Annotated in this window: 27 protein-coding genes; 8 read left to right on the plus strand and 19 right to left on the minus strand. The window is 71.3% G+C overall.

Going from position 1 to position 26,585, the window contains the following annotated elements; all coding sequences use genetic code 11:
• Positions 1-55: 55 nt before the first annotated feature.
• The 3 genes from KGQ19_RS18415 to KGQ19_RS18425 all read right to left on the minus strand — a co-directional run bounded on the left by KGQ19_RS18415 (position 56) and on the right by KGQ19_RS18425 (position 3,523).
• The gene (locus KGQ19_RS18415) at positions 56-1,012 is read right to left on the minus strand and encodes a carbohydrate ABC transporter permease (protein ID WP_212010420.1); all 957 of its coding nucleotides are present in this window, start codon (positions 1,010-1,012) and stop codon (positions 56-58) included.
• A 201-nt stretch (positions 1,013-1,213) separates the two neighbouring features.
• The gene (locus KGQ19_RS18420; RefSeq protein ID WP_212010421.1) at positions 1,214-2,227 is read right to left on the minus strand and encodes a tRNA (adenine-N1)-methyltransferase; all 1,014 of its coding nucleotides are present in this window, start codon (positions 2,225-2,227) and stop codon (positions 1,214-1,216) included.
• Positions 2,228-2,257: 30 nt separating this feature from the next.
• A complete protein-coding gene (locus KGQ19_RS18425; RefSeq protein ID WP_212010422.1) occupies positions 2,258-3,523 on the minus strand; it encodes a site-2 protease family protein in 1,266 nt (421 codons plus the stop codon).
• A gap of 140 nt (positions 3,524-3,663) precedes the next feature.
• On the opposite strand from KGQ19_RS18425, the gene KGQ19_RS18430 reads away from it, so the two are divergent.
• Positions 3,664-4,593 (plus strand): RecB family exonuclease, encoded by a 930-nt coding sequence (locus KGQ19_RS18430; RefSeq protein ID WP_230418878.1) that lies wholly within the window; start codon positions 3,664-3,666, stop codon positions 4,591-4,593.
• Between the two features lie 518 nt (positions 4,594-5,111).
• Here KGQ19_RS18430 and KGQ19_RS18435 read toward each other — a convergent pair.
• Positions 5,112-5,792: an HAD family hydrolase gene (locus KGQ19_RS18435; RefSeq protein WP_212010423.1), complete on the minus strand. Its 681-nt coding sequence runs from the start codon at positions 5,790-5,792 to the stop codon at positions 5,112-5,114.
• Positions 5,793-6,051: 259 nt separating this feature from the next.
• Here KGQ19_RS18435 and KGQ19_RS18440 point away from each other — a divergent pair, with 259 nt between their 5' ends.
• A complete protein-coding gene (locus tag KGQ19_RS18440; protein WP_212010424.1) occupies positions 6,052-6,555 on the plus strand; it encodes a cytidine/deoxycytidylate deaminase family protein in 504 nt (167 codons plus the stop codon).
• Positions 6,556-6,658: 103 nt separating this feature from the next.
• Here the strand turns inward: KGQ19_RS18440 and KGQ19_RS18445 are convergent, their stop codons facing one another.
• Positions 6,659-7,303 carry a TetR/AcrR family transcriptional regulator gene (locus KGQ19_RS18445; protein ID WP_212010425.1) on the minus strand — a complete coding sequence of 215 codons (645 nt, stop codon included), beginning with the start codon at positions 7,301-7,303 and terminating at the stop codon, positions 6,659-6,661.
• A gap of 88 nt (positions 7,304-7,391) precedes the next feature.
• Here KGQ19_RS18445 and KGQ19_RS18450 point away from each other — a divergent pair, with 88 nt between their 5' ends.
• Positions 7,392-7,757 (plus strand): MmcQ/YjbR family DNA-binding protein, encoded by a 366-nt coding sequence (locus tag KGQ19_RS18450; protein ID WP_212010426.1) that lies wholly within the window; start codon positions 7,392-7,394, stop codon positions 7,755-7,757.
• The gene (locus KGQ19_RS18455) at positions 7,750-8,181 is read left to right on the plus strand and encodes an SRPBCC family protein (RefSeq protein ID WP_212010427.1); all 432 of its coding nucleotides are present in this window, start codon (positions 7,750-7,752) and stop codon (positions 8,179-8,181) included. Before KGQ19_RS18450 ends, KGQ19_RS18455 begins: the two co-directional genes overlap by 8 nt.
• Positions 8,182-8,250: 69 nt before the next feature.
• Here the strand turns inward: KGQ19_RS18455 and KGQ19_RS18460 are convergent, their stop codons facing one another.
• Together KGQ19_RS18460 and KGQ19_RS18465 are read right to left on the minus strand one after the other, a co-directional pair.
• Entirely contained in the window at positions 8,251-8,946 is a 696-nt protein-coding gene (locus KGQ19_RS18460; protein WP_212010428.1) for a response regulator, read from the minus strand.
• Positions 8,943-10,091 carry a sensor histidine kinase gene (locus KGQ19_RS18465; protein WP_230418890.1) on the minus strand — a complete coding sequence of 383 codons (1,149 nt, stop codon included), beginning with the start codon at positions 10,089-10,091 and terminating at the stop codon, positions 8,943-8,945. The genes KGQ19_RS18460 and KGQ19_RS18465 overlap by 4 nt, the downstream gene beginning before the upstream one ends.
• A gap of 151 nt (positions 10,092-10,242) precedes the next feature.
• On the opposite strand from KGQ19_RS18465, the gene KGQ19_RS18470 reads away from it, so the two are divergent.
• Entirely contained in the window at positions 10,243-11,457 is a 1,215-nt protein-coding gene (locus tag KGQ19_RS18470; RefSeq protein ID WP_212010430.1) for a serine hydrolase domain-containing protein, read from the plus strand.
• A gap of 88 nt (positions 11,458-11,545) precedes the next feature.
• Here KGQ19_RS18470 and pyrF read toward each other — a convergent pair whose 3' ends face one another.
• The 8 genes from pyrF to pyrR form a co-directional block, all read right to left on the minus strand.
• Entirely contained in the window at positions 11,546-12,379 is an 834-nt protein-coding gene (gene pyrF / locus KGQ19_RS18475) for an orotidine-5'-phosphate decarboxylase (protein WP_212010431.1), read from the minus strand.
• 37 nt (positions 12,380-12,416) lie between these two features.
• Positions 12,417-13,547, minus strand: a complete 1,131-nt coding sequence (locus KGQ19_RS18480) for a quinone-dependent dihydroorotate dehydrogenase (protein WP_212010432.1) — start codon at positions 13,545-13,547, stop codon at positions 12,417-12,419.
• A 50-nt stretch (positions 13,548-13,597) separates the two neighbouring features.
• A complete protein-coding gene (gene carB, locus KGQ19_RS18485; RefSeq protein WP_212010433.1) occupies positions 13,598-16,936 on the minus strand; it encodes a carbamoyl-phosphate synthase large subunit in 3,339 nt (1,112 codons plus the stop codon).
• A gap of 1 nt (position 16,937) precedes the next feature.
• Positions 16,938-18,086 (minus strand): glutamine-hydrolyzing carbamoyl-phosphate synthase small subunit, encoded by a 1,149-nt coding sequence (gene carA, locus KGQ19_RS18490; RefSeq protein WP_212010434.1) that lies wholly within the window; start codon positions 18,084-18,086, stop codon positions 16,938-16,940.
• Positions 18,083-18,595, minus strand: coding sequence for a PH-like domain-containing protein (locus KGQ19_RS18495; protein WP_212010435.1), 513 nt, complete (start codon positions 18,593-18,595; stop codon positions 18,083-18,085). The genes carA and KGQ19_RS18495 overlap by 4 nt, the downstream gene beginning before the upstream one ends.
• 68 nt (positions 18,596-18,663) lie before the next feature.
• Complete coding sequence (locus KGQ19_RS18500; protein ID WP_212010436.1) at positions 18,664-19,956, minus strand: dihydroorotase; 1,293 nt, start codon at positions 19,954-19,956, stop codon at positions 18,664-18,666.
• Entirely contained in the window at positions 19,953-20,945 is a 993-nt protein-coding gene (locus KGQ19_RS18505; RefSeq protein WP_212010437.1) for an aspartate carbamoyltransferase catalytic subunit, read from the minus strand. The genes KGQ19_RS18500 and KGQ19_RS18505 overlap by 4 nt, the downstream gene beginning before the upstream one ends.
• Positions 20,942-21,511, minus strand: a complete 570-nt coding sequence (gene pyrR, locus KGQ19_RS18510; RefSeq protein ID WP_212010438.1) for a bifunctional pyr operon transcriptional regulator/uracil phosphoribosyltransferase PyrR — start codon at positions 21,509-21,511, stop codon at positions 20,942-20,944. Before pyrR ends, KGQ19_RS18505 begins: the two co-directional genes overlap by 4 nt.
• Positions 21,512-21,843: 332 nt before the next feature.
• On the opposite strand from pyrR, the gene bldD reads away from it, so the two are divergent.
• Entirely contained in the window at positions 21,844-22,401 is a 558-nt protein-coding gene (gene bldD / locus KGQ19_RS18515; protein WP_212010439.1) for a transcriptional regulator BldD, read from the plus strand.
• Positions 22,402-22,488: 87 nt separating this feature from the next.
• On the opposite strand, the gene KGQ19_RS18520 is transcribed toward bldD, so the two are convergent.
• Together KGQ19_RS18520 and KGQ19_RS18525 are read right to left on the minus strand one after the other, a co-directional pair.
• Positions 22,489-23,364: an alpha/beta fold hydrolase gene (locus KGQ19_RS18520; RefSeq protein WP_212010440.1), complete on the minus strand. Its 876-nt coding sequence runs from the start codon at positions 23,362-23,364 to the stop codon at positions 22,489-22,491.
• A 125-nt stretch (positions 23,365-23,489) separates the two neighbouring features.
• Positions 23,490-24,071: a CGNR zinc finger domain-containing protein gene (locus KGQ19_RS18525; RefSeq protein ID WP_212010441.1), complete on the minus strand. Its 582-nt coding sequence runs from the start codon at positions 24,069-24,071 to the stop codon at positions 23,490-23,492.
• A gap of 85 nt (positions 24,072-24,156) precedes the next feature.
• Here KGQ19_RS18525 and KGQ19_RS18530 point away from each other — a divergent pair, with 85 nt between their 5' ends.
• Together KGQ19_RS18530 and KGQ19_RS18535 are read left to right on the plus strand one after the other, a co-directional pair.
• Entirely contained in the window at positions 24,157-24,546 is a 390-nt protein-coding gene (locus tag KGQ19_RS18530) for a carboxymuconolactone decarboxylase family protein (RefSeq protein WP_212010442.1), read from the plus strand.
• A complete protein-coding gene (locus KGQ19_RS18535) occupies positions 24,543-25,466 on the plus strand; it encodes a phosphotriesterase family protein (RefSeq protein ID WP_212010443.1) in 924 nt (307 codons plus the stop codon). The genes KGQ19_RS18530 and KGQ19_RS18535 overlap by 4 nt, the downstream gene beginning before the upstream one ends.
• 115 nt (positions 25,467-25,581) lie before the next feature.
• On the opposite strand, the gene nusB is transcribed toward KGQ19_RS18535, so the two are convergent.
• The gene (gene nusB, locus KGQ19_RS18540; RefSeq protein ID WP_194897162.1) at positions 25,582-26,019 is read right to left on the minus strand and encodes a transcription antitermination factor NusB; all 438 of its coding nucleotides are present in this window, start codon (positions 26,017-26,019) and stop codon (positions 25,582-25,584) included.
• Entirely contained in the window at positions 26,019-26,582 is a 564-nt protein-coding gene (efp, locus tag KGQ19_RS18545; RefSeq protein WP_212010444.1) for an elongation factor P, read from the minus strand. Before efp ends, nusB begins: the two co-directional genes overlap by 1 nt.
• Positions 26,583-26,585 lie beyond the last annotated feature (3 nt).

Genomic DNA, 26,585 nt, shown 5'->3' on the forward strand with positions numbered 1-26,585 from the left:
GTTCAGGTCTCCCGAAGTGAGGGGTTTTGGTGGCACTGCGATTCGGTGTGGCGGATCAGACCAGGGCGTGCGACTCGCCGCCGGCCGCGGTGCGGCGCCGGACGAGGGTGAAGAAGACGGTGATGGCGAACAGGACCACGGCCAGCGCCGCGCCGTATCCGGTGTCGCTGAAGATGAAGGCCTCCTGGTAGACCAGGTAGCTCAGGGTGGTCGTGGAGTAGGCGGGGCCGCCGCTGGAGAGCTGGTAGAACTGCGTGAAGGCCTGCAGCGAGGTGATCGCGGTGATGGCGACCACGAACACGGTCACCGGCCGCAACTGGTGCCAGGTGACGTGCCAGAACTCCTGCCAGGCCGAGCAGCCGTCGACCCGCGCGGCCTCGGAGAGCTCGTTGGACAGCGTGGCCAGCCCGCCGAGGAACACCACGGTGGTGAAGCCGACCTCGTGCCACAGGCTGTAGATGATGACCGCGGGCATCGACGAGGACGAGGACTGGAGCCACTGCGAAGTCGGCAGGTGCAGGCTGTGCAGGAACCAGTCGGCCAGCCCGAACTTGGGGTTGAAGATCCAGACCCAGATCATCGACGTGGCGATCATCGGCGTGGCGTGCGGCAGGAACACCGCCACCCGCGTGGAGTTCAGCAGCAGGCCCCCGCGCTGCAACAGCAGAGCCAGCGCCAGCGAGATCGCCGTCCCGCCGACCACCATCGCCCCGGTGAAGTACAGCGAGTGCCACAGGCTGCTCAAGAACGTCGGCTGCGTGGCGTTGAACAGCCGCGAGTAGTTCCCCAGGCCCTTGAACTTCGACAGCGCCGGATTCAGCGCGTTCCACTTCCACAGCGAGACGTAGAAGGTGTAGCCGGTGGGAATGATCACGAAGGCCAGGAACACCAGCACGGCCGGCGCCGAGTAGGCCCACCCCCAGCGGGTCGCGCGGAAGTCCCGGGCACGGTTCCGGCGCCCCGGGCCGGGCGGTGCGGCGAGGGCCTTGGCGGCCTCGGTCGTTGCGGTCACGGCACGAAACTGTCGCGGGTCAGTGTGTCGATCCCGCGACGTTTCGATGAACAGTCGACTACAAGGCTTCTTATATTCGCGATCTTGTGGTGTCCTGGTACGTTGGCCACCTTCCGACCACCGGGACGAACCGCCGGACACCGGCCCCGGCCAGGGGAAACCGGCACCCCGGCCAGGCCGGGCGGGCACCCGGCAGTACAGCTAGGGCAACACGCGGCGGGCCACGGAGGAGGTCACAGTGCCGTCCTCATTGAACTCCGGGTCGGCGGCGCTTCCGGCCGCGGGCGTGGCCCCCTCGGCGACGTAGTCCGCGGCATACGCACCCTTGGAAGGCCGACGGCGGCGAACCGGCGGAGTAACGCCGTCAGCCAACCGGCGCGAGGTGACCAGGAACCCGGTGTGCCCGATCATCCGGTGGTCCGGCCGCACCGCCAGGCCCTCGACGTGCCAGCCGCGCACCATCGACTCCCAGGGCTGGGGCTCGGTGAAGGCGCCATGGGAGCGCAGGGTCTCCACGGTGCGGGACAGCTGGGTCGTGGTGGCGACGTAGCAGACGATCACGCCGCCGGGGACCAGGGCCTTGGCGACGGCGTCCACGCAGTCCCAGGGGGCCAGCATGTCCAGGACGACGCGGTCGACCTCCTCGTCGGCCAGCTTCTCCGCGAGGTCGCCGATGGTCAGCTCCCAGGCCGGGTGCTCGGCGCCGAAGAAGGAGCGCACGTTCTTGGCCGCGATCTCGGCGAACTCCTCGCGGCGCTCGTAGGAGTGCACGCTGCCGGAGTCGCCGACGGCCCGCAGCAGGGAGCAGGTCAGCGCGCCGGAGCCGACGCCGGCCTCGACCACCCGGGCGCCGGGGAAGATGTCGGCCATCTGCACGATCTGGCCGGCGTCCTTGGGGTAGACGACGGCGGCGCCGCGCGGCATCGACAGCACGAAGTCGGACAGCAGCGGGCGCAGCGCCAGGTACTCGTTGCCGCCGGAGGTCTTCACGACCACGCCCTCGGGGGAGCCGATCAGCTCGTCGTGCTCGAAGGAGCCCTTGTGCGTGTGGTACTGCTTGCCCGTCTGCAAGGTGATCGTGCTCATCCGGCCCTTGGCGTCGGTGAGTTGCACCTGGTCACCGGCCTTCAAGGGGCCGCGACGGTGGTCGGCGCCGGTCGGGACGATCGGTTCGCCGGTCGCGACGGTCGGCTCGGGGGAGGGCGTGCTGTCCATCCCTTCAGCCTACCGGCGGTGGTGGAGCGGCTAGACCGGCATCTTCCGCGGCGTGGGCGGCGGGCCGGGGGGCTTGCCCAGGAAGGCGGCCTGCACGTCGGAGGCCGCCAGTACGCCGACGATCTCCCCGCTGGTCTCTATCACCAGGTACTCCGGCGCGGGGTTGGCCCGCAGCACGTCCAGCAGCTCCTCGCCCATGAGGTCCGCCTTCACGATCAGGCCGGGGTCCAGCGGGTGCGCCACGTCACCGGCCTCGACCCAGGGCCGGCGCTGCTCCGGGGTGGCGATCACCTGGGCCTCGTTCACCAGGCCGGTCGGCCGCTCGTTGCCGTCCACCAGGACGATGCCGCGGGCGTTCACCTCGTGCGCCCGCCGCAGCGCCTCGGCCAGCGGGATCCGGGCGTCGACGCTGATCGCGCGGCGGGTCATCTTGCGGGCCGACAGACCCGGGATGCGCTCCCGCAGCTTGGCCACCACCAGGGCCTGGGTGGCGCCGTACCAGATGAACATCGCCATGAACACGGCCAGGCCCAGGCCGAAGGGCTGGATGGTGCCGTCGTGGACGTAGATCAGGTTCATCACGATGAACACCGCGATCGCCAGCACCCGGCCGGCCCACGCGGCGGCGACCGTGCCGGCCATCGGCCGGCCGGTGGCCTTCCAGACCGCGGCGCGCAGCAGCTGGCCGCCGTCCAGCGGCAGGCCCGGCAGCATGTTGAAGATGGCGACCAGCAGGTTGGACGCCCAGAACCCGAAGATCAGGGTGGCGGCGACCTTCTGGCCCAGGCTGACCGAGTCGTCGTGCGGGATGACCTGGTACACGGCGAAGCCGATACCGGCCAGGGCGGCCGAGGTCAGCGGGCCGACGAAGGCGATCCAGAACGCCTTGCCGGGGCTGTCGGACTCCTTCTCGATCTCCGACACGCCGCCGAGGAAGTGGATGACGATGCGCCGCACCGGCAGCCCCAGGCGCTTGGCCAGGGCGGAGTGCGCGAGCTCGTGGACGACGACGGATCCGTAGAGGAACACGGCGTATGCCAGGGACAGCACATAGCGCCAGCCGCCGAGTTCGTTACCGAAGTCGTTGGACGGGTCGGTCGCGTCCCCGGACTGCGGGGCCAGCAGGACCGTGATGAAGGCGGCGACGACGAACCAGGACGGCGAGACGTAGAGCGGGATGCCGAACGGCCGGCCCAGACGCAGCCCAGGGCCGCGGACAACCCGAGAGGCGCCGCCTTTGCCGGGCTCGTTCTCGCCCGACTCGCCGGTGCTCTGCCCGCCCTCGTCTTCCGCCACGTCTTCGACTCTATGCGCAGCCGAACTTGCAAGACCACTCACCGCGCGGGCGATCTCATCACAGGGGCGTCACGGTGGCGCGTTGAGGCAGGGGGCGGGGTGCGCCGCGATGTCGGTACCGCCGAGTAGGGTCGAGGCCCATGGACGCTTTGGACGCACCCGCCACTGAAGCCACGGAGCCCTCGGCCACAGCGGTGACCACCATCCCGCTCCCGATGGCACTGTCCCCCTCCCGGGCGTCCGACTTCATGACCTGCCCACTGCTGTTCCGCTTCCGCGTCATCGACAAGCTCCCGGAACGCAAGAGCGCGGCGGCGACCCGCGGCACCCTGGTCCACGCGGTCCTGGAGCACCTCTTCGACCTGCCGACCGGCGAGCGCACCCCGACCTCGGCCTCCAGCCTGCTCCCCCCGGAGTGGGAACGCATGGTCCAGGCCGACCCGGAACTGAAGGCGCTCGCCGAGGAGGCCGGCGGCGACGAGGCCTGGCTGGCCGGCGCCGTGGACCTGCTGGAACGCTACTTCCGCCTGGAGGACCCCAACCGCCTGGAACCGGCCGAGCGCGAACTGTTCGTCCACGCCCGCGTCGCCGACGGCCTCCTGCTACGCGGCTTCGTCGACCGCCTCGACGTGGCCCCCAACGGCGCGATCCGAGTCGTGGACTACAAAACCGGCCGCGCCCCGGGCCCGGCCTACGAAGGCAAAGCCCTGTTCCAGATGAAGTTCTACGCACTGGTCCTCTGGAAGACCCGCGGCGTGGTCCCCCGCCGCCTGCAACTGATGTATCTCGGCGGCGAAAGCCAGATCGTCACCTACGACCCCGACGAAGGCGACCTGCGCGCCACCGAACGCAAAGTCGCCGCCCTCTGGAGCGCCATCCGCGCCGCCGCCGAACGCGGCGAATGGCGCGCGAACCCCTCGCGCCTGTGCGACTGGTGCGACCACAAGGCGCTGTGCCCGGAGTTCGGCGGAACGCCGCCGACACTGCCGCCGGTCGAGGTGGTCGAGGCTTCGGAGGCGGTGCCGGGGCAGCGCGGGCGGGCTGTGGCGGTGGAGGGTAAGGGCGAGTAGGGGCTGGTGGTTAGAGGCTGGTTAGAGGCTGGTAGACGAACCAGGTCCCTGATTCGCGGCGCCGATTCCGCGCACGGCACCGCCGCCGCTTGCCGAGAAAGACGGCTTGCCCGGCACGCCGAACAGCGCTTTCGCATCCGCGCCTCAACATGGCGCTCACCGCTACCGACTTCGTACACGACACCGCCCTCGCATGCCGAGGAAGACGGCTCGCCTGACGCGCCGCACACGCACTTTCGCATCCGCGCCTCAACATGGCGCTCACCGCTACCGATTCCGCGCACGGCACCGCCCCCGCGTGCCGAGCAGTACGGCTTGCCCGGCGCGCCGCACAGCGCTTCCGCATCCGCGCCTCGACGTGGCGCTCACCGCTACCGACTTCGGCTGAGTGCCCGGATTCGCTCGGCAGGCATCATGCCCAGCTCGATGCCCGCCGGTGAGCATCACCCGCCGAGGGTTCTGTGCGTCCTGGCACCCTGGGTTCTGCCGGTGCGGACTGTCGCTGCTGGTCGGGCCAGTTATCTGTTGTCCGACGTCCGCTCGTCGAACAACCCGTGCAGGAAGGCCAGGTTCACCCGCCGCAGCGAATCCACGATCGTCACCCGCTCCCGGGCGGGTACCTCCGCGGCGTGCGGGACGGCGATCACGCGGCAGCCCGCGGCGTGGCCGGCGGCGGCGCCGGTCGGGGAGTCCTCCAGGACCACGCAGTGCGCCGGGTCGACGTCCAGGTGCCGGGCCGCGAGGAGGTAGGGGTCCGGGTTCGGCTTGCCGAGTTCCACGTCGTCGCCGGAGACGGTGACCCGGAAGTGGTCGGGGCCGATCAGCGGCAGGCAGGCGTCGACGATGCGGCGGGAGGAGGCCGAGACCAGGGCCAGCGGCAGGCCGGCGGCCTCGAGCTCCACCAGGAGGTCCTTGGCGCCGGGCATCATCGGGACGCCGTCGCGCAGGCGCTCGACCATGGCGGTCTCGATGCCGGCGGCGAACTCGGCGGCGCCGACCGGGTGGCCGGTGAGCTCCAGGAGGTAGGCCGTCGATACCTCTATCGGCTTGCCCAGGACGTGCGGGTAGTGCTCCGGGCCCAGGGTGATCCCGTAGGCGGCGAGCAGGTCCTGCTCGGCTTGGAACCAGGTGGGCTCGGAGTCGATGAGCAGACCGTCCATGTCGAACAGGACGGCCGCCGGCGGTATGGGGTGGAGCATGCCGATCAAGATACCAATCCGCGGCGCGGCGCTTCGCCCGATCGAACGGCGGCTTGGCGCCGAACCCGAGAAACGGCGCCGCGCCGCGACTACTGTTGGGACTTGTGACCACAGACAGTGCCGTCTCCGTCAGCCACCACGGCCCGGTCACCCCCTACCGTCCCGCGTCCCGCGCCTCCTCCACTCCGGCCGCACGGCCGTGCCCGCCCTGGGCCGGCACCCACCCACCGGACCCGATCAGAACCGAGGGCTTTGGAAAGTGACCACCACCGACGCCGCCTCCGCTCATCCGTCCTTCTCGGCCCGCACCCACGGCGAGGACCGGGAATGGCTCAGTACCGCCGTCGACCTCGCCTGGCGCTGCCCACCGGCGCCGCGCGCGTTCAACGTCGGTGCGCTGATCATCGACGCCGACGACCGCGAGCTGGCCCGCGGCTGGTCCCGCGACACCGACGAGCACGTCCACGCCGAGGAGTCGGCCCTGGCCCGGGTGGCGCCGGGCCATCCGCGGCTGCCCGGCGCGACCATCTACTCCTCGCTGGAGCCCTGCTCGGTCCGCAAGTCGCGGCCGGTCAGCTGCACCCAGCTGATCATCGACTCCGGCATCCGCCGCGTGGTGTTCGCCTGGCGCGAGCCCTCGCTGCTGGTCGAGGACTGCCAGGGCGCGGAGCTGTTGCGCGCCGCCGGGATCGAGGTCGTGGAGTTCCCGGAGTTCGCGCCGATGGTCCAGGCCGCGAACGCGCAGCTGCTCGGCGGGAGCTGAGGCTCCGTTCCGATCCGCCGGGGCGGCTCCGCTTCCGCGCCGCCGCCCTCCACGCGCACCGACAGTCCCACGCACGCCGACTGCCCCGGTCCGGCCGACCGCCCTACGCGCGCACCGACCGCCGTACCGCGGTCCGCACCGCGCGCCGCGCCGCCACCCGCGCGGCCGGCCCCAAGTCGTCCAGGTACTCCAGCAGGGCACCGAGCTGATCCAGGGCCCGGAACGCCGCCTGGTCCCCCTCCGGATCGACCGCGGCCAGCAGCTCCATCCCGATGAACGACGCGGCCACGGCGCGCGCCAGCCCCGGCACGTCGGCCACCTCCCCCAGCGGCGAGTCCGCCAGCACCCGGGTCAGTACCTGCTCGATCTCCACGTTCCACAGCGCCAGCGCGTCGCGGGTCGCGGCGGCGTACGCCGGGTTGGTCTGGGCCCCGGCCAGCATCTGTCCCAGTACCGTGACGTTGCCGTTCGCGCTCTCCCGCAGGTGCAGCTCCCGGCCGACCCGTTGCAGCTCCCGCAGGCTCTGGACTCGCCCGAACCGCTCCCGATACGCGGCCACCTGCTGCTCGGTCGACCAGACGGACGCCGCGGCCAACAGCTCGTCGACGCTGCCGAAGTGGTAGAACACCAGCGCCTGGTTCACTCCGGCGGCCGCCGCGATGGTGCGGGCCGACACCCCGGCGATGCCCTGGGTCCGCAGCGCCTCGATCGTGCCGTGCAGCAGGCGGTCCCGGGTGTCGGTGCTCATGCCGCGACGCTACCGGATCGCACGAGGGCTCGTTGAGCGGCCGCTCAACGCACTCGACGGCATCGGCGCGAACCGTGAGGATGGGGTCATGACGCCCGAAGAAACGGCCGTCCTCGAACGGCTCCGCGCCATCTGCCTGGCGCTCCCCGAAGTCGAGGAGCGCGAGAGCCACGGCGAACCGACCTGGTTCATCCGCGGCAAGCGCACGCTGGTGATGTTCTGCGACCACCACCACGGCCTGCGCCTGGGCTTCTGGTGCCCGGCCGCCGAAGGCGTACAGGAGCTGCGGATCGAGCAGGACCCGGACACGTTCTACCGGCCGCCGTATGTGGGCGTCCGGGGCTGGCTCGGCGTCAATCTCGACGACGACCCGGACTGGGACGACGTCGAGGACATGGTCCGGGACGCCTACCGCGAGGTCGCGCCGAAGACGCTGGTGGCCCGCCTTGGCTGAGCTGCGGGTGGCACAGGACATCGCGGTCCCGGCCGAGCGGGCCTGGGAGGCGATCGCGGACTGGGAGTCGCAGGGCACATGGATGGTCGCGACGAAGGTGCGCGGGACGGCGAGCGCGGTCGGCGGCCGGCTGGAGGGCTGGACCGGGATCGGGCCCCTCGGGTTCCTGGACACGATGACGATCACCGAGTGGGAGCCGCCATGCCGCTGCGTGGTGGAGCACACCGGGCACGTGGTGCGCGGGACCGGCGGGTTCGAGGTGGCGCGGCTGGGGACCGGCGGGTGCCGGGTGACCTGGTGGGAGCGGGTGGAGCTGCCGCTGGGGGTACTGGGGAAGATCGGGTGGCTGGCCATCGGGCCGACGACCAGGCTCTTCTTCAAGGTCTCGCTCGGCCGGCTCAAGCGCGTTCTGGAGACCGGCTGATCGCCCGCCGACCGCCGCGCACCGCACGGCGGACCAGCCGGGCCGGGCGGTGCTCACACGCTCGCGTACTCACGTCCAGGGGCTCATCAGCCCGCCCTGGTAGGCGATGACGACGGCCTGCGCGCGGTCCCGGGCTCCGATCTTGGCCAGGATCCGCTTCACGTGGGTCTTCGCGGTGGACTCCGCGATCACGAGCAGGTCGGCGATCTCGGCGTTGGCGTGGCCCTCGGCGACCAGCCGGAGGACCTGCGTCTCCCGCTCGGTCAGGCGGTCCAGTCCGCGCCGCCGCCACTGGGCCGACGCCCGGGCCGGCGCCGTCTGCCGGGCCGACCCGGCCGCGCTCAGCTCGACGAACCGTCGGACGAGGTCCCGGGTCACCGCGGGGTCCAGCAGCGCGTCGCCGGCCGCGACCGTGTGGACGGCGTCGATCAGCCGCTCGGGCGGGGAGCGCTTGAGCAGGAAGCCGCTGGCGCCGGCCTGGAGCGCGCCCCACACGTACTCGTCGTGGTGGAACGTGGTGAGCACGAGGATCCGCGTGGGCAGCCCGGCCCCGACGATGCGGGCGGTGGCCTCGATGCCGTCGACGCCGGGCATCCGCACGTCCATCAGGACGACGTCCGGCTCCAGGGACCGGCACAGCTCGACGGCCCGCAGCCCGTCCGCCGCCTCGCCGACCACCTCGACGTCGTCCGCGGTGCCCAGGACGACGGTGACGCCGGCCCGCAGCAGGGCGTCGTCATCGGCCACCAGGACCCGGACGGTCATGGCACCGGGAGCACGGCCCGCAGCCGGAACCCGCCCCGGTCACCGCCGTGCTCGATGCTGCCGTGCTCGACGCCGCCCCCGAACGCCGCGACCCGCTCGGCGATGCCCAGCAGCCCGCGCCCGGGAAGGTAGCCGGCCGGACTGCCGCGGCCGTCGTCGCAGACCTCGATGTCCAGGGCCCGCCCGTCGTGGCGGACGGTGACGCTCGCCGACTTGGCGCCGCCGTGCTTCAGCGCGTTGGTCAGCGCCTCCTGGACGATCCGGTAGGCCGACATGTCCACGCTCGGGATCACGTCGGACACGGATGGATCCATCCGGACCGTCACCCGGACTCCGGCCTGCGCCATGCGCTCGACCAGCCGGGGCAGCTCGGCGATACCGGGCTCGGTGACGAGCAGGTTGCCGAGCCCGGCCGGCTCGTGCCGCCGCAACAGGCCGAGCACCCGGTCCAGTTCGGTGAGCGCGTCCCGGCCGATGTGCTCCATCCCGGTCAGGAGCTCCCGGGTCTTCGCCGGGTCCCGGTCCAGGACCCGGCGGCCCGCGCCGGCCTGCACCACCATCACGTTGACCGTGTGCCCGATCAGGTCGTGCAATTCGCGCGCCAGCCGCAGCCGCTCGTCGGCCACCGCCGCCCGCCGTACCGCCTGGCGGGCCGCCTGCTGTTCCTCGTGCCGCCGGGCCGCGCCGTATCCGACGGCCCACGCGAGCCACCAGGTGAACAGGACACCGGCGGGCATGGTGAACGTGGCGGACGGGAACTTCGCGAAGTAGGCGACGACGCCGGGGATCAGGATCAGCGGACCCCAGCGGGCCCGGCTCCGTGTCGCGTACAGGCCGAGGGAGTACAGGCAGACCAAATTCGCGTAGGGCGAGATCGGGCTGGGGGCGATCCACAGTGCCTCCGCGATCAGCGCCGTCGAGCCGACGATGTAGCCCGTGTACGGCACTCGGCGGCGGAATGCCACACCGCCGGCCATGACCACGCTCAAAGCGATCGCGGCCGACAACCGCTCCCCCGACATCATCCGGGCCCGTTCGACGACCATCGCGGCCAGGAACGCGGCGGCGAGCGCCGCGTCGGCGACGTCCTCGGGGACCCTGCGCAGCGCACGCGTCGCGGCACCCGTCACGTCCACCGTCTGCATCAGCACTCTCCAGACCCTAGACACCCGCGCTGCCAGAGCCGTCCCCCCACGGGGGTATGGACGGTGACCCCGGTGGGGGGACGGTCGGTGTCCCCGATCTCACTAGCGTCCCTGTCAGCGATACGCCGACGACCAGAAAGCGAGATCGACCATGCGCTGGAAGACACTGAATCACACCGTCCCCGCGATCCTCCTCACGGCGGCTGTCGGGCTGGCGGTGGCCGCACCTGCCAGCGCCGACGCCGGCAACAGCAACAGCAACAGCAACAGCACCGGCACCGGCACCGGCACGGCCCAAGGAAACTCGCGGCCCGCCAGCCGGCTGCAACAGGAAACGGACGCGATCCGCGCCGCCGGGGCACCCGGTGTGCTGGTCACGGTGACCACGCCGAACGGGCGGCAGACCGTGCGGGCCGGCGTGGCCGACACCGCCACCGGAGCGCCGGTGCCGCTGGATGCCCGGTTCCGGATCGGCAGCGCCACCAAGAGTTTCGTCGCCACAGTCGTGCTCCAACTCGTCGGCGAGGGGCGGCTGTCGTTGTCGGACCCGGTCGACCGCTGGCTGCCGGGGGTGGTGGCGGGCAACGGCAACGACGGCAGCCGGATCACCGTCGGGGAACTGCTCCAGCACACCTCAGGCATCTACGACTTCGCCCACGACCTGCCCGAGATAGCCACCGCCGCCGGCTACCAGGCCGGCCGTTTCGACGTCTACACGCCGGCCCAGTTGGTGGCGATGGCGACGAAACACCAGCCGACCTTCCCGCCGGGCACCGGCATCTCGTACTCGAACACCAACTACGTGCTGCTCGGCATGATCATCAACCGGGTCACCGGCCAGAGCTGGGCCCACGAGGTCCAGGCCCGGATCATCCGGCCGCTGGGACTGAGCCACACCGTGATTCCGGGCATGGTTCCCTACATCCGCGGCCCGCACGCCGAGGGCTACTCGACCTTCGGCGGCACCGACCCGGTGGACGTCACCGTGCTCAACCCGAGCATGATCGACGCGGCCGGATCGATCATCAGCACCACCGGCGACCTGGGCCGCTTCTACGCGGCCCTGACTAGCGGTCGCCTGTTGGCCCCGGCCCAACTCGCGGCCATGGAGACCACCGTCCCGGCGCCCCAGCTGAGCGTCTTCTGGCCGGGCGCACGCTACGGCCTGGGCCTGGCCTGGTTCCCGCTCTCCTGCGGCGGCGGCTTCTTCGGCCACCCCGGCGGCGTCCCCGGCTACCAGACCTGGGACGCCGTCGCGCCCGACACCGGCCGCAGCGTCGTCGTCTCCAGCACCGGCGACGGCACCGAGGACATCCAGCTGGCCACCAACGCCCTGGTGGACCGGGAGCTGTGCAGCGCGAAGTAGTTCCGGACCGGGAAACCAGCCCGGGGCCAGTCCTGCCGATCGACGATCAGCAGCCCTGATCCGGCTCGGATGATCGGCAGGACGAGCCCTAATCCAGAATCCCCTGCAGTTCCTCCACCGTCCGAGCAGCCGCGTCCCGCAGCCCGGCCGCCGAAGGCCCGCTCCGCAGGATCTCGCGGCTGCTCGCCGGCACCACGTTCCGGGCACCGGACCCGAAGATCCGCTTCACGTCCGCGGCCGTCGCCCCCTGCGCGCCGATCCCGGGGACCAGGTAGGCGCCGTTCAGGCGCGACAGGTCGAAGCTCGGCGTCTCGACCGTGCCGCCGACCACCACGCCGATCGGCCCCATCGGCGAGGCGTCGCCGTTGCGCGCGGCGGCGGCCGCGATGATCTCCTCGGCGACCGTGCGGCCCGAGGCGCCGACCGCGCCCTGCACCTGCGCGCCCTCAGGGTTCGAGGTCAGCCCGAGCACGAACACGCCCGCGTTGTTCTTCTCGGCCAGCGTGTACAGCGGCTCCAGGGAACCGAAGCCCAGGTAGGGGCTGGCGGTCAGGGCGTCCGAGAACAGCGGCGAGGTCGGGTCCAGATAGGCGTCCGCGTAGGCCGCCACCGTCGAGCCGATGTCCCCGCGCTTGGCATCCATGATCACCACGGCGCCGGCCGAGCGCGCGTCGGCGACGGTCCGCTCCAGCACCGCGATCCCCCGGCTGCCGAAGCGCTCGAAGAACGCCGACTGCGGCTTGAGCGCCGCGACCCGGTCGGCGAGGGCTTCGACCACCGTGAAGGAGAACCTCTCCAGCCCCGCGACGTCGTCGGTCAGGTCCCACTGCGCCAAGAGCGAGCTGTGCGGGTCGATGCCCGCGCACAGCGGCCCCCGAGTGTCCAGAGCCGTCCGCAGACGGGCGCCGAACGTTGATCCCATGACGACTCTCCTTGTTGGATACGTACTTGGATACGTGTTACGAGACCCGGGCCGCCTCGACGGCGTCGCGCAGGTTCGTATAGCCGCCGGCCCGCACCTTCTCGGCGATCCCGCGGTTGATCCGCGAGGCCCAGCCCGGCCCCTCGTAGATGAAGCCGGTGTAGCCCTGCACCAGGTCGGCACCGGCGACCAGGCGCTGCCAGGCGTCCCCGACGGTCTCGACGCCGCCGACCGAGATCAGCACCAGCCGGCCCGCGGTCCGCGCCCGCAGCCGCTTCAGGACCTCCAGCGAGCGCTCCTTCAGCGGCGCGCCCGACAGACCCCCGCCACCGGCCGTCTCGACCTTCTCAGCGGCCGACTTCAGTCCTTCGCGGCCGATCGTCGTGTTGGTCGCGATGACGCCGTCCAGGCGCAGCTCCAGCGCCAGGTCCGCGACCGCGTCGATGTCGGCGTCGGCCAGGTCCGGGGCGATCTTCACCAGCAGCGGGACCCGCCGGCCCGGGACCACCTCGTCGGCCGCCGCGCGCACCGCCTTGAGCAGCGGCCGCAGCACCTCGACGGCCTGCAGACCGCGCAGGCCCGGGGTGTTCGGCGAGGAGACGTTGACGACCAGGTAGTCGGCGTACGGCGCCAGCAGCTTGGTGGACACCACGTAGTCGGTGGCCGCCTCGGCCTCCGGCACGATCTTCGTCTTGCCGATGTTGACCCCGACCACCGGCGGCACCTTGTCCCAGCGCTCGGGCTTGGCCACCCGCCGCTTGAGCCGGCGCGCGACCTCCTCGGCGCCGCCGTTGTTGAAGCCCATCCGGTTCACCACCGCGCGGTCGGCGATCAGCCGGGCCAGCCGGGGCTGCTCGTTGCCGGGCTGGCCCTGGCCGGTGACGGTGCCGATCTCCACCGAGCCGAAGCCGAGCGCGGCCAGCGCGTCGATGCCCTCGGCGTTCTTGTCGAAGCCGGCGGCCAGGCCGAAGGGGGCCGGGAACCCGACGCCGAACACGGTCTGCTTCAGGACCGGGTCGTGCGCCGGGAACAGCCGCTCCAGCAGTGCCAGGCCGCTGCCGGCGGGCAGCGCGCCGACCGCCCGGATCGCGCCGAACCCGAGGCGGTGCGCCTGCTCGGCATCCATCCGACGGAACACCAGGTTGAACAGTTTCGGATAGATCCTCACCTCAGGCACCTCTCTCAGTTCGACGCGACCACGGACCCCCGCTGAAGACCTCAGCCGGCGGCGCGCGCCGGGTCCGAGGCCGCCGCGCGGGAGGCGTTGATCTTGTCCGCGTACTCCTGCAGCGACCCGATCCCGATCTCGCCGCGCTGCAACGCCTCGATCCCGTGCACGGCCGCCGCGAAGCCCTGGACCGTGGTGATGCACGGCTTGCCGGCCTGCACCGCCGCGGTCCGGATCTCGTAGCCGTCCAGCCGCGAGCCCACCCCGAACGGGGTGTTCACGATCAGGTCGATCCCGCCGTCCACGATCATCTGCACGATCGTCGGCTCGCCGTCCGGGCCGGTCCCCTGCGACAGCTTGCGCACCGTGGTCGCCGGGATCCCGTTGCGGCGCAGCACGTCGGCGGTGCCGTCGGTGGCCAGGATCTCGAAGCCCAGGTCGTGCAGCGCCTTGACCGGGAACACCATCGAGCGCTTGTCGCGGTTGGCCACCGAGACGAACGCCTTGCCCTTCAGCGGCAGCGAGCCGTAGGCCCCGGCCTGGGACTTGGCGAAGGCCTTGCCGAAGTCCGCGTCGATGCCCATCACCTCGCCGGTGGAGCGCATCTCCGGGCCGAGGATGACGTCCACGCCCTGGCCGTCCGGGGTCCGGAACCGGGACCACGGCATGACCGCTTCCTTGACCGAGATCGGCGAGTCCGAGGGCAGCGTGCCGCCGTCGCCCTCGCGCGGCAGCAGGCCCTCGGCCCGCAGCTCGGCCACGGTGGCGCCCATCCCGATCCGGGCCGCGGCCTTGGCCAGCGGCACCGCGGTGGCCTTGGCCACGAACGGCACCGTGCGGGAGGCACGCGGGTTGGCCTCCAGCACGTAGAGGATGTCGCCGGCCAGCGCGTACTGGATGTTGATCAGGCCCCGCACCCCCACCCCGCGGGCGATCGCCTCGGTGGAGACCCGCAGCCGCTTGATGTCGTGCCCGCCCAGGGTGATCGGCGGCAGCGCGCAGGCCGAGTCGCCGGAGTGGATCCCGGCCTCCTCGATGTGCTCCATCACGCCGCCGAGGTAGAGCTCCTCGCCGTCGAACAGCGCGTCCACGTCGATCTCGATCGCGTCGTCCAGGAACCGGTCGACCAGCACCGGGTGCTCCGGCGAGATCTGGGTGGCGCGCTCGATGTAGTCGTGGAGCATGTCCTCGTCATAGACGATCTCCATACCCCGCCCGCCGAGCACATAGGACGGCCGGACCAGCACCGGGTAGCCGATCTCGTCGGCGATCGCCTTGGCCTCGGCGAAGGAGAACGCGGTGCCGTGCTTGGGGGCCGGCAGCCCGGCCTCGGCCAGCACCCGCCCGAAGGCGCCGCGGTCCTCGGCCAGGTGGATGGCCTCCGGCGAGGTGCCGACCACCGGCACCCCGGCGTCCTTCAGCGACTGCGCCAGGCCCAGCGGGGTCTGGCCGCCGAGCTGCACGATGACCCCGGCCACGGGCCCGGCGGCCCGCTCGGCGTCCACGATCTCCAGCACGTCCTCCAGCGTCAGCGGCTCGAAGTAGAGCCGGTCGGAGGTGTCGTAGTCGGTGGAGACGGTCTCCGGGTTGCAGTTGACCATCACGGTCTCGTAGCCGGCGTCCCGCAGCGCGAAGGAGGCGTGCACGCAGGAGTAGTCGAACTCGATGCCCTGCCCGATCCGGTTGGGCCCGGAGCCCAGGATGATCACCGCCGGCTTGCCGCGCGGCTCGACCTCGGTCTCCTCGTCGTAGGACGAGTAGTGGTACGGGGTCTTCGCGGCGAACTCCGCGGCGCAGGTGTCGACGGTCTTGTAGACCGGCCGCACGCCGAGCGAGTGCCGCAGCTCGCGGACCACCGACTCGGTCAGGTTCCGGATGTCGGCGACCTGCTTGTCGGAGAAGCCGGTCCGCTTGACCCGGTGCAGCAGCGCGGGCGAGAGCCGCTCGGCGTCGCGCAGCTCGCAGGCGGTCTCGTGGATCAGCAGCACCTGGTCCAGGAACCAGGGGTCGATCTTGGTGGACTCGTGCAGCTCGGAGATGGAGGCGCCGGCCCGGTAGGCCTCGACGAGCAGGTTGACCCGGCCGTCGGTGGGCCGCGCGGCCTCGGCCAGGACGGTCGCCTTGTCCCGGACCGGACCGACCCAGGTGAACTCCGAGCCCTTCTTCTCCAGCGAGCGCAGCGCCTTCTGCAGCGCCTCGGGGAAGGAGCGGCCGATGGCCATGGCCTCGCCGACCGACTTCATGGTGGTGGTCAGGGTGCTGTCGGCGGCCGGGAACTTCTCGAAGGCGAAGCGCGGCACCTTCACCACGACGTAGTCCAACGCCGGCTCGAAGGAGGCCGGGGTCTCCTGGGTGATGTCGTTCGGGATCTCGTCCAGGGTGTAGCCGACGGCCAGCCGGGCGGCGATCTTGGCGATCGGGAACCCGGTGGCCTTGGAGGCCAGGGCCGAGGAGCGGGACACCCGCGGGTTCATCTCGATGACGATGATCCGGCCGTCCTCGGGGTTCACCGCGAACTGGATGTTGCAGCCGCCGGTGTCGACCCCGACCGCGCGGATCACCGCGATGCCGACGTCGCGCAGCTCCTGGTACTCCCGGTCGGTCAGGGTCATGGCCGGGGCCACGGTGATCGAGTCGCCGGTGTGCACGCCCATCGGGTCGAAGTTCTCGATGGAGCAGACCACGACGACGTTGTCGTGCTTGTCGCGCATCAGCTCCAGCTCGTACTCCTTCCAGCCCATGATGGACTCTTCCAGGAGCACCTCGGTGGTCGGTGAGAGCGCCAGGCCGGTGCCGGCGATGCGGCGCAGCTCGGCCTCGTCGTGGGCGAAGCCGGAGCCGGCGCCGCCCATGGTGAAGGAGGGCCGGACCACGACCGGGTAGCCGCCGAGCTCGTCCACGCCGGCCAGGCAGTCCTCCATCGAGTGGCAGATGACCGAGCGCGCGCTGTGCGCGTTCAGCCCGGTCTCGCCGATGGCCTCGACGATCCGCTTGAACTTCTCGCGGTCCTCGCCGGACTGGATCGCGGCGATGTCGGCGCCGATCAGCTCGACGTTGTACCTGTCCAGGACACCGTTCTCGGCCAGCGCGACCGCGGTGTTCAGCGCGGTCTGCCCGCCCAGGGTGGGCAGCAGCGCGTCCGGACGCTCCTTGGCGATGATCTTCTCGACGAACTCCGGGGTGATCGGCTCGACGTAGGTGGCGTCGGCGACCTCCGGGTCGGTCATGATCGTCGCCGGGTTCGAGTTGACCAGGATCACCCGCAGGCCCTCGGCGCGCAGCACGCGGCAGGCCTGGGTGCCGGAGTAGTCGAACTCGGCGGCCTGGCCGATGACGATCGGGCCGGAGCCGATGACGAGGACGGACTTCAGATCTTCACGCTTCGGCATCTCAGCCCTCGCCCTTCTCGTCGTTCTTGGCGGTGGCCATGAGATCCGCGAATCGGTCGAACAGGTACGCGGCGTCGTGCGGACCGGCCGCCGCCTCCGGGTGGTACTGCACGCTGAAGGCCGGGACGTCCAGCGCCTTCAGACCCTCCACGACGTCATCGTTCAGGCAGACGTGGCTGACCTCGACCCGGCCGTACTCGGTGTCGCTGACCTTGTCCAGCGGCGCGTCCACGGCGAACCCGTGGTTGTGCGCGGTGACCTCCACCTTGCCGGTGGCGCGGTCCTGCACCGGCTGGTTGATGCCGCGGTGGCCGTACTTCAGCTTGTAGGTGCCGAAGCCCAGGGCCCGGCCGAGGATCTGGTTGCCGAAGCAGATCCCGAAGACCGGGATCCGCCGGTCCAGGACGGCGCGCACGATCGGGACCATCGACTCCTCGGTGGTCTCCGGGTCGCCGGGGCCGTTGCTCAGGAAGAAGCCGTCCGGCTCCAGGGCCAGGACGTCCTCCAGGGTCGCCGAGGCGGACAGCACGTGCACCCGGGCACCGCGCTCGGCCATCCGGTGCGGTGTCATGGACTTGATACCGAGGTCGTAGGCGGCCACGGTGAACTTGTGCTCGCCGATCGGCTCGACCACGTAGCCCTGCTCGGTGGTGACGTCGCCGACCAGGTCCGCACCGGCCATCGCCGGGCTCGCCGCGACCTTCTCGACCAGCGTCTTCGGGTCCTGCTCGGCCAGCTCGCCGGAGAACACGCCGCAGCGCATGGCGCCGCGCTCGCGCAGGTGCCGGGTGACGGCCCGGGTGTCGACGCCGGAGATCCCGACGATGCCCTGCGCCGTCAGTTCCTCGTCCAGCGTGCGCTGCGAGCGCCAGTTGGAGGCGACGCGGCTGGGGTCGCGGACCACGTAGCCGGCCACCCAGATCTGCCGGGACTCCGGGTCCTCGTCGTTGACGCCGGTGTTGCCGATGTGCGGGGCCGTCATCACGACGACCTGCCGGTGGTAGGAGGGGTCGGTCAGGGTCTCCTGGTAGCCGGTCATGCCGGTGGTGAAGACGGCCTCGCCGTAGGTCTCGCCGAGCGCGCCGTAGGCGTCGCCGCGGAAGGTCCGTCCGTCCTCCAGGACCAGGATCGCCGGGGGTCGATTGCTCATGCGGACGGCCTTTCTGTTGCGCTCACTGCGAAGTGGGCCTCCAGTGCCCGCATCAGTTCATCAGTCCCGTGGCGGGGGTCGACGCCGGTGTCCAGCGTGCGGTCGCCGTGCTGCCAGGTGATGACGACCAGGCCCTCGTCGCGGAGGTACTTGCCGGCCATGCCGGAGGCCAGCCGGATGCCGCGGATCGCGGCGGCCGGGATGAAGACGGCGGTGGGTTCGCGGTCGATCAGCACGCCGGCGGCGGCCACGTGGACCCGCGCGTTGCTGCGCTCGCCGAGACCGTGGACGGCGATGCGGTCGAGCCAGTCGCCCTCGGAGGTGGTCGAGACGTAGACGGTCTCGAAGCCCTCGCCGGAGAAGACTCCCTCGGGGATCTCGTTCAGCGGCTGCAGATCGGCCTGGCGGGCCTGCCGCTTCTTCCAGCCGCGCCACATCAGCAGGTAGATGCCGCCCATCGCGACCAGCGTCACGATGGTCCACAGGATCCGCTGGCCGATGTGCGTCACCGGCGCGGAGTGCTCGCCCGCGGCGAGGCTGTGTTGAATGCTGTGTTGAATGAGAATCGGCGGGTTGTTCATGCGAGCTTCCCGTCCAGAACCGTGGCGGTGCCGCGCAGGAACGTCGCCACCACCGCGCCGGGCAGCTCCATCCCCTGATACGGGGTGTTCTGCGACAGCGAGGCCAGGGCCGTGCGGTCCACGGTGCGTTTCGCCTTCGGGTCCACCAGGACCACGTTCGCCGGCTCGCCGATCGCGAGCGGGCGGCCGTGCCGGTCGTCGACCTGGCCGATGGCGGCCGGCCGCACCGACATCCGGTCCGCGACGTCGGCCCAGCCCATCAGGCCGCTGTCGACCATGGTCTGCTGCACCACGGACAGCGCGGTCTCCAGGCCGAGCATGCCCATGGCCGCCGCGGCCCACTCGCAGTCCTTGTCCTCCTGCGGGTGCGGGGCGTGGTCGGTGGCCACGGCGTCGATGGTGCCGTCGGCCAGCCCTTCGCGCAGCGCCTGGACGTCGGCGGCGGACCGCAGCGGCGGGTTCACCTTGTAGATCGGGTCGTAGCTCTTCGCCAGGTCCTCGGTGAGGATCAGGTGGTGCGGGGTGACCTCGGCGGTCACCGGGTGGCCCTTGGACTTGGCCCAGCGGATCAGCTCGACCGAGCCGGCCGTGGAGACGTGGCAGACGTGCAGCCGGGACTTGGTGTGCGCGGCCAGCAGGATGTCGCGGGCGATGATCGCCTCCTCGGCCACCGCCGGCCAGCCGGCCAGGCCCAGGAGCCCGGACAGCTCGCCCTCGTTCATCTGCGCGCCCTCGGTGAGGCGGGGCTCCTGCGCGTGCTGGGCGACCACGCCGTCGAAGGCCTTCACGTACTCCAGCGCGCGGCGCATCAGGTTGGCGTCGGAGACGCACTTGCCGTCGTCGGAGAAGACCCGGACCCGGGCCGCGGAGTCGGCCATCGCGCCGAGTTCGGCCAGCCGCTCGCCCTTCAGGCCCACGGTGACCGCGCCGACCGGGAAGACGTCGCAGTGCCCGGCCTCCCGGCCCAGGCGCCAGACCTGCTCGACCACGCCGGCGGTGTCGGCGACCGGGTCGGTGTTGGCCATCGCGTGCACCGCGGTGAAGCCGCCGAGCGCCGCGGCCCGGGTGCCGGTGTCGACGGTCTCGGCGTCCTCGCGGCCCGGCTCGCGCAGGTGGGTGTGCAGGTCGACCAGGCCGGGCAGGGCGATCAAACCGCCGGCGTCGATCACCACGGTGCCGGGCACCGGGCCCAGGGACCCGGCGTCGGCGATGATGCCGTCGCGCAGGAGCAGATCCTGCGGGTCACCGCCCAGGACGCTCGCGTTCTTGATCAGGTAGGTGGTGCTCACGCGGCGGCGCCCTTCGGTTCGGTGTTCTGGTGCTGGTTCTGAGCCTGGCCCTCGTCGCTGCCGATCGCCGACTCGCTCCCGCTCAACAGCAGATACAGCACGGCCATCCGGACGCTGACGCCGTTGGCGACCTGTTCGACGATCACCGACCGGTCGGAGTCGGCGACCGCTGCGGAGATCTCCATCCCGCGGACCATCGGGCCCGGGTGCATGACGATCGCCTTGTCCGGCAGCTTGGCCATGCGCTGCGCGTCCAGGCCGTAGCGGCGGCTGTACTCGCGCTGGGTGGGGAAGAAGCCGCCGTTCATCCGCTCGCGCTGCACCCGCAGCATCATGATCGCATCGCTGCCCGGGATCGCCGCGTCCAGGTCGTAGGAGACGTCGCAGGGCCAGCTCTCGACCCCGACCGGGAGCAGGGTGGGCGGTGCGGCCAGGGTCACCCGGGCGCCGAGGGTGGCCAGCAGGTGCACGTTGGACCGGGCCACCCGGGAGTGCAGGACGTCGCCGACCACCGTGACCCGGCGCTCCTCGAAGCCGCCGAGGTGGCGGCGCATGGTGAAGGCGTCCAGCAGGGCCTGGGTCGGGTGCTCGTGGGTGCCGTCGCCGGCGTTCACCACGTGGCTGGAGCTCCAGCCGGCGGTGGCCAGCCGGTAGGCGGCGCCGGAGGCGCTGTGCCGGACCACGACCGCGTCGGCGCCCATCGCCTCCAGGGTCAGCGCGGTGTCCTTCAACGACTCGCCCTTGGAGACGCTGGAGCCCTTGGCCGAGAAGTTGATCACATCGGCGCTCAAACGCTTGGCCGCGACCTCGAAGGAGGTCCGGGTGCGGGTGGAGTCCTCGAAGAAGAGGTTCACGACGGTGCGGCCGCGCAGCGTCGGCAGCTTCTTGATCGGCCGGGCGGCCAGCCGGGCGATCTCCTCGGCGGTGTCCAGGATCAGCACCGCGTCGTCGCGGGAGAGGTCGGCGGTGGACAACAGGTGGCGCTTCATATGGCCGTCTCGCTCTCGATCCCCAGGTAAACGGCATCATGCTGCACACCGTCGTGCTCGCGCAGCCGGACCAACACGGTCTCGCGCTGCGAGGTCGGCAGGTTCTTGCCGACGTAGTCGGCGCGGATCGGCAGCTCGCGGTGGCCGCGGTCGACCAGGACCGCGAGCTGCACGGCGCGCGGGCGGCCGAGGTCGTTCAGGGCGTCCAGGGCGGCGCGGATGGTGCGGCCGGAGTACAGGACGTCGTCCACCAGGACGATCAGCCGGCCGTCGACCCCCTCGTCCGGGATCTCGGTGCGCTCCAGCGCGCGGGCGGGCTTCAGACGCAGGTCGTCGCGGTACATGGTGACGTCCAGCGAGCCGACCGGGACGGTCGTGCCCTCGACGTCGGCGATGCGGGCGGCCAGGCGGTCGGCGAGGAAGGTGCCGCGCGTGGGGATCCCCAGGAGCATCACGTCCTCGGCGCCCTTGGCGCGCTCAAGGATCTCGTGCGCTATCCGGGTCAAGGCCCGAGAAATATCCGCCTCATCCAAGACGGGGCGCGCACCTTGTGGTATCGCGGGCATACGAAAAGGACCCCCTTCTCTGCCTCACGGGACAGATCGTTAAAGGACTCGGTCGGCAACGACTCTACCAGGACGATCACGCGTGATCGGCACGGGCGCTCCGCCATCCGAGTGCGGAGCACTGCTCTGCGTGACATAAGCTGATTGGACCAGACCACCGGCAGTCATCGGTTGTCTTGACAACGACGGGACTTGCGCAGAATCTCTGCTGCGCGTACCGTCACGCTAAGTCACCAACGGGTCATACGAGAAAACTGCCGATCCGCTGAACTGGGCCAAGCCGTGTGGCGAGGGGAACACGCAAGGCTGCAGTTGTGTCAATGGGGAGCTACATGTCCACCGAGTACGCGAAAGCGCTGGGCGTCCGACTGCGCGCCATCCGGTCCCAGCAGGGCCTGTCCCTGCACGGCGTCGAGCAGAAGTCGCAAGGGCGCTGGAAGGCCGTCGTCGTCGGCTCGTACGAGCGCGGCGACCGCGCTGTCACCGTGCAGCGCCTGTCCGAGCTCGCCGAGTTCTACGGCGTGCCGGTCCACGAACTGCTGCCCGGCACCGGCGCCCCGGCGTCGGCGCACGAGCCCGGCGGCAAGCTGGTGCTCGACCTGGAGCGGCTGAAGGCCCTTCCGGTCGACCAGGCCGGCCCGCTGCTGCGCTATGTCGGCAGCATCCAGAGCCAGCGCGGCGACTGGAACGGCCGGGTCATGACGATCCGCGGCGAAGACCTGCGGACCCTCGGCGTCATCTACGAGATGGCCCCGTCCGAGCTGGTGAAGATGCTCACCGACTGGGACGTCCTGAACCCGGCCGCGGCCCGCCCGTACCCGGACGAGGAAGGCGACGGCGAGTCCGGCGGCTTCCCGGGCGGCTTCGCCGAGGACGACGACGAGGCATAAGGCACTTGTGCGACGGCTCAAAGCCCGCCCGCGCTGACGCGCGCGGCGGGCTTTAGGCTGTTCGGACTAAGGCGCGGAAGCCGAGATTCAGGCGGCCCGCGGGGCCGATCCGGCCCGCTCCCCCGCGCCCGCCGGCCGTGCCGCTTCGGTCGCCGCCGCCGCTTCAGTCGCCGCTTGCGCGGCCGAGCGCAGCGAGCCCAGCGGGAACAGCCGCGCCGGCGGCTTGTCCTCGAAGAAGTCCAGCAGGAGCAGGTTCACCAGCTCGGGCTTCTCGATCGGCGAGACGTGCGAGGTGCCCGGGACCACCGCCAGGCGGCCGTCCGGCGCCGTTCCGGCCACGGCCGCGGCGTGCGCGATCTCGACACAGTCGTCGTCCCCCTGCAGAAGCAGCAGCGGCATGGGCAGCGCCGCGATCTGGTCCGCCGTGACCGGGGTCGCCTCGCGCCACATGCGGTTCAGCTTCTCCTCGACCACCGGGAAGTGCTCGGGCCCGTCCGGCGACAGGGCCTCGTAGATCGGCCGCCACGTCTCGGCCAGCCAGGACCGGCCCGGTTCCACCGACAGCGCTCTGGCCTCGGCGGTCTGACCGCCTAGGTCCAGGACGCCGCCGCTGAGCAGCACCACCCGGCTGACCAGGTCCGGCCGGCGCACCGCGAGCCGCAGGGCCACGCTCGCGCCGTTGCTCCAGCCGACCAGCCGCACCGGTCCCAGCTCCAGGGCCTCGATGAAGCCGGCGATGTCGTCGGCGAAGTTCTCGTAGGTGAAGGGACCCTCGGCGTCCGCGGTCCGGCCGTGGCCCCGGCAGTCCAGCATGTACACCCGGTACCACTCGGGCAGCAGTTCCCGTTGCGCGTACCAGCTCTCGACGGTCCCGCCGGTGCCGTGGACCAGCACCACCGGCTCACCCTCGCCGATCACTTCGTAGTACATGCTCAAGCCGTCGACGTCGACGTAGGCGCCCATGGCAGCTCCCCTCGCTCCGTTCGCCGGGACGGGTCTCCGTCCCACGGCCCAGGATTGCCCCGGGGGCTGGCAGACGGCTGACGAGTCGCTGACAGCGGGCAATCAGCGGGGCATCAGCGCGCTGCTCACGGGGTGGGTGCGGCCGTCGCCTTGCGGGCCCGGTGCGCCCGCACCCGGCCGCGGCTGGCGCAGGTCGGGGACGGGCACCAGCGGCGCCGGCCCTCCGGATCGGCGAAGACCCCGCGGCAGTCGGACTCGGGGCAGGACTTCAACGCGTGCCGCTCGGGGCCGGTGAGCTGTTCGGCGGCCTGCCGGGCGATCCGGCCGAGCGCGGCGGCGGCGCCCGCCGGGGCCGGCCGGGCCAGGCCGGGCGACTCGGCGGCCCCGGCCAGCCGCAGCGGCTCGTCGTGCGCCGCCAGGAACGCGATCAGCTCCGCGGCGGCGTCCGGGGCATCCGGGGACGGCTCCTCACCGGTGGCGGCGGACAGGGCCAGGGGACGGAGCGTTTCGCGTAGGTGCCGGGCCAGCTCCAGATCCGCGGCGGTGACCGGGCCCGCCGGCGTCAGCTCCACGGCCGCCAGCCAGTCCGCGAAGCGCTCCGGGGTCGGGATGCGCTCCTCCGGATGGCGGCCGAACGCGCTGCCGCGGGTGGCGAGCAGGTTCAGCCACGTCGCCCCGGTGTCGAGGCGGAAGGGGATCGGTTCCATGGAAAAGAGTGTAACGGTTTCCCCGTTACATCTGCTACGGTTCTCAAGTAACGCTTGAGGCGTTACATCTACCAGGGGAGGACCCATGGAATCCGAGAAGGCGACCTTCGACCGCGAGGCCGGCTACGCGCTGCTGGACGTGCTGCAGGACGAGGCGACCCGGAGCGCGGGCGTGCAGGCCGTGGACAAGCTGGCGCCGGGCTTCACGGACTGGATCGTGACGGCCCTGTTCGGCGGCACGTACCAGCGGCCCGCGCTGACGCTGCGGGACCGGCAGATCGCGAACCTGGCGGCGCTGACCGCGCTGGGCGGCGTAGAGCCGCAGCTGATCGGGCACATCAAGACCAGCGAGCGGATCGGGATGAGCCGCGAGGAGATCGTGGAAGTGATCGTGCACCTGGCGCCGTACGTCGGCGTGCCGAAGGCGCTGGCCGGACTGCGGAGCGTGGCGGCGGCGTTCGAGGCCGCGCAATGATCCGCACCGTTCTGGGCGACATCGCCCCGGCGGCCCTGGGCGTCACCGACTCGCACGACCACCTGTTCTTCGCCTCGGCCAAGCTGCCCGGACAGGAACTCGACGACCCGGCGGCGGCCGAAGCCGAGCTGCGCGCGTTCGCGGCGGCCGGCGGACAGGGCCTGGCGCAGTGGACGCCGATGGGGCTGGGACGGCGCGCCGGGCACCTGGCCGCCCTGTCGGAAGCGGCCGGGGTGCACCTCATCGCGGCGACGGGGCTGCACCAGGCCGGACACTATCCGCCCGAGACGCTTACCCCCCTGCTCAACGGCTTGGCCGAGCGGTTCATCGCAGAACTCACCGAAGGGCTGCGGCAGGACGGGGACCCTGACGGCGCACCGCTGTCAGCGCGTGCCGGACTCGTCAAAGTGGCCGGCGACTTCCACCAAGTGGACCGGCACGCCTCCATGACCTTCGAGGCGGCGGCCGCGGCGCACCATGCCACCGGCGTGACCATCGCAGTGCACTTGGAAGGCGGCACCCACCCGCTCGGAGTGCTGAAGGCGCTGGACGGCGTCCCCGCGTCCTCGGTCATCCTCGGCCACCTGAACCGCTTCCCCGACCTCGGACCGCACCGTGAGGCGGCTGAGGCGGGAGCCTTTCTCGGCTTCGACGGCCCCTCGCGCGCCAACCACGCGACCGACTGGCGCCTGTTCGACTGCCTGGCCGCGCTGATCGAGTCCGGCCACACCGACCAGATCCTGCTCGGCGGCGACACCACCAGCGCGGCGGGCAGGGCCGCCAGCGGCGGCGGACCGGGGATTCCCTATCTGCTCACCGACATCAGGGCCCGGGTACTGCGCGACTTCGGCCCGGACGTCGCCGACGCCTTCTTCCTGCACAACCCGGCGCGCGCCTTCGACACCGACTGGCAGGCCTGAAGACACAAAACTGAAGACACAGGCTGAAGACATAGAACTGAAGACACATCCGGAGACACAGAAAGGGCCCGGCTCGCGAAACTTCGCGAGCCGGGCCCTTTCCCCAGCATCCCGGCTACCGGGTCAAGCGTTCCTTGACCTCGGCTATCCGCGCCAGCAGCCCGTTGACGAACTGCGGCGACTCCTCGGTCGACATCAGCCGGGCCAGCGAGACCGCCTCGTCCAGGACCACCGCGTCCGGCACGTCGGCCTGCCACAGCAGCTCGTACACGCCGATCCGCAGGACGTTGCGGTCCACGGTCGGCATGCGGTCCAGAGCCCAGCCCTCGCTGTGCTCGTCGAGCAGGTCGTCGATCTTGTCCACGTGCTCCAGCACGCCCTCGACCAGGGTCGCCGCGTACGGCTGCACGGCCGGGATGGTTCCCTCCGGCCCCTGGGCGCGGACCCTCGCCTGGGTGTCGGCCAGGACCGTGCGCGGGTCGACGCCCCGCAGATCCGCCTCGAACAGGATCTCCAGGGCCCGTTGGCGGGCCTTGCTGCGCGGTGAGGCCATCAGCTGCTGACGCGACCGAGGTAGGAACCGTCGCGGGTGTCGACCTTGACCTTCTCGCCGGTGGTCAGGAACAGCGGGACCTGGATCTCGTGGTCGGTCTCCAGGGTGGCCGGCTTGGTGCCGCCGGTGGAGCGGTCGCCCTGCAAACCGGGCTCGGTGTACTTGATCACCAGCTCGACGGCGGCCGGGAGCTCGACGTACAGCGGGGTGCCGTCGTGCGTGGCGACCAGCGCGTCGGTGCCCTCGAGCATGTAGTTCGCCGCGTTGCCGACCGTCTCGGTGGAGACGTAGAGCTGGTCGTACGTGTCCTTGTCCATGAACACGAAGTCCTTGCCCTCTTGGTACAGGTACTGCATGTCGCGCCGGTCGACGTTGGCCGTCTCGACCTTGATCCCGGCGTTGAAGGTCTTGTCGACCACCTTGCCCGAGAGCACGGCCTTGAGCTTCGTGCGCACGAACGCGGGGCCCTTGCCGGGCTTGACATGCTGGAACTCCACGACGGACCAGAGTTGGCCGTCGATGTTGAGCACCATGCCGTTCTTCAGTTCGTTTGTGGACGCCACGTC

This window comes from Catenulispora pinistramenti (assembly GCF_018274385.1).
Classification (GTDB): domain Bacteria; phylum Actinomycetota; class Actinomycetes; order Streptomycetales; family Catenulisporaceae; genus Catenulispora; species Catenulispora pinistramenti.

What these genes read in the sequence shown, in the direction of transcription:
- KGQ19_RS18420 (WP_212010421.1), bottom strand. Translation starts at nt 2,227, where the DNA reads ATGGACAGCACGCCCTCCCCCGAGCCGACCGTCGCGACCGGCGAACCG.
- KGQ19_RS18430 (WP_230418878.1), top strand. Translation starts at nt 3,664, where the DNA reads ATGGACGCTTTGGACGCACCCGCCACTGAAGCCACGGAGCCCTCGGCC.
- KGQ19_RS18435 (WP_212010423.1), bottom strand. Translation starts at nt 5,792, where the DNA reads ATGCTCCACCCCATACCGCCGGCGGCCGTCCTGTTCGACATGGACGGT.
- KGQ19_RS18445 (WP_212010425.1), bottom strand. Translation starts at nt 7,303, where the DNA reads ATGAGCACCGACACCCGGGACCGCCTGCTGCACGGCACGATCGAGGCG.
- KGQ19_RS18450 (WP_212010426.1), top strand. Translation starts at nt 7,392, where the DNA reads ATGACGCCCGAAGAAACGGCCGTCCTCGAACGGCTCCGCGCCATCTGC.
- KGQ19_RS18460 (WP_212010428.1), bottom strand. Translation starts at nt 8,946, where the DNA reads ATGACCGTCCGGGTCCTGGTGGCCGATGACGACGCCCTGCTGCGGGCC.
- KGQ19_RS18465 (WP_230418890.1), bottom strand. Translation starts at nt 10,091, where the DNA reads ATGCAGACGGTGGACGTGACGGGTGCCGCGACGCGTGCGCTGCGCAGG.
- KGQ19_RS18470 (WP_212010430.1), top strand. Translation starts at nt 10,243, where the DNA reads ATGCGCTGGAAGACACTGAATCACACCGTCCCCGCGATCCTCCTCACG.
- pyrF (WP_212010431.1), bottom strand. Translation starts at nt 12,379, where the DNA reads ATGGGATCAACGTTCGGCGCCCGTCTGCGGACGGCTCTGGACACTCGG.
- carB (WP_212010433.1), bottom strand. Translation starts at nt 16,936, where the DNA reads ATGCCGAAGCGTGAAGATCTGAAGTCCGTCCTCGTCATCGGCTCCGGC.
- carA (WP_212010434.1), bottom strand. Translation starts at nt 18,086, where the DNA reads ATGAGCAATCGACCCCCGGCGATCCTGGTCCTGGAGGACGGACGGACC.
- KGQ19_RS18505 (WP_212010437.1), bottom strand. Translation starts at nt 20,945, where the DNA reads ATGAAGCGCCACCTGTTGTCCACCGCCGACCTCTCCCGCGACGACGCG.
- pyrR (WP_212010438.1), bottom strand. Translation starts at nt 21,511, where the DNA reads ATGCCCGCGATACCACAAGGTGCGCGCCCCGTCTTGGATGAGGCGGAT.
- bldD (WP_212010439.1), top strand. Translation starts at nt 21,844, where the DNA reads ATGTCCACCGAGTACGCGAAAGCGCTGGGCGTCCGACTGCGCGCCATC.
- KGQ19_RS18520 (WP_212010440.1), bottom strand. Translation starts at nt 23,364, where the DNA reads ATGGGCGCCTACGTCGACGTCGACGGCTTGAGCATGTACTACGAAGTG.
- KGQ19_RS18525 (WP_212010441.1), bottom strand. Translation starts at nt 24,071, where the DNA reads ATGGAACCGATCCCCTTCCGCCTCGACACCGGGGCGACGTGGCTGAAC.
- KGQ19_RS18530 (WP_212010442.1), top strand. Translation starts at nt 24,157, where the DNA reads ATGGAATCCGAGAAGGCGACCTTCGACCGCGAGGCCGGCTACGCGCTG.
- KGQ19_RS18535 (WP_212010443.1), top strand. Translation starts at nt 24,543, where the DNA reads ATGATCCGCACCGTTCTGGGCGACATCGCCCCGGCGGCCCTGGGCGTC.
- nusB (WP_194897162.1), bottom strand. Translation starts at nt 26,019, where the DNA reads ATGGCCTCACCGCGCAGCAAGGCCCGCCAACGGGCCCTGGAGATCCTG.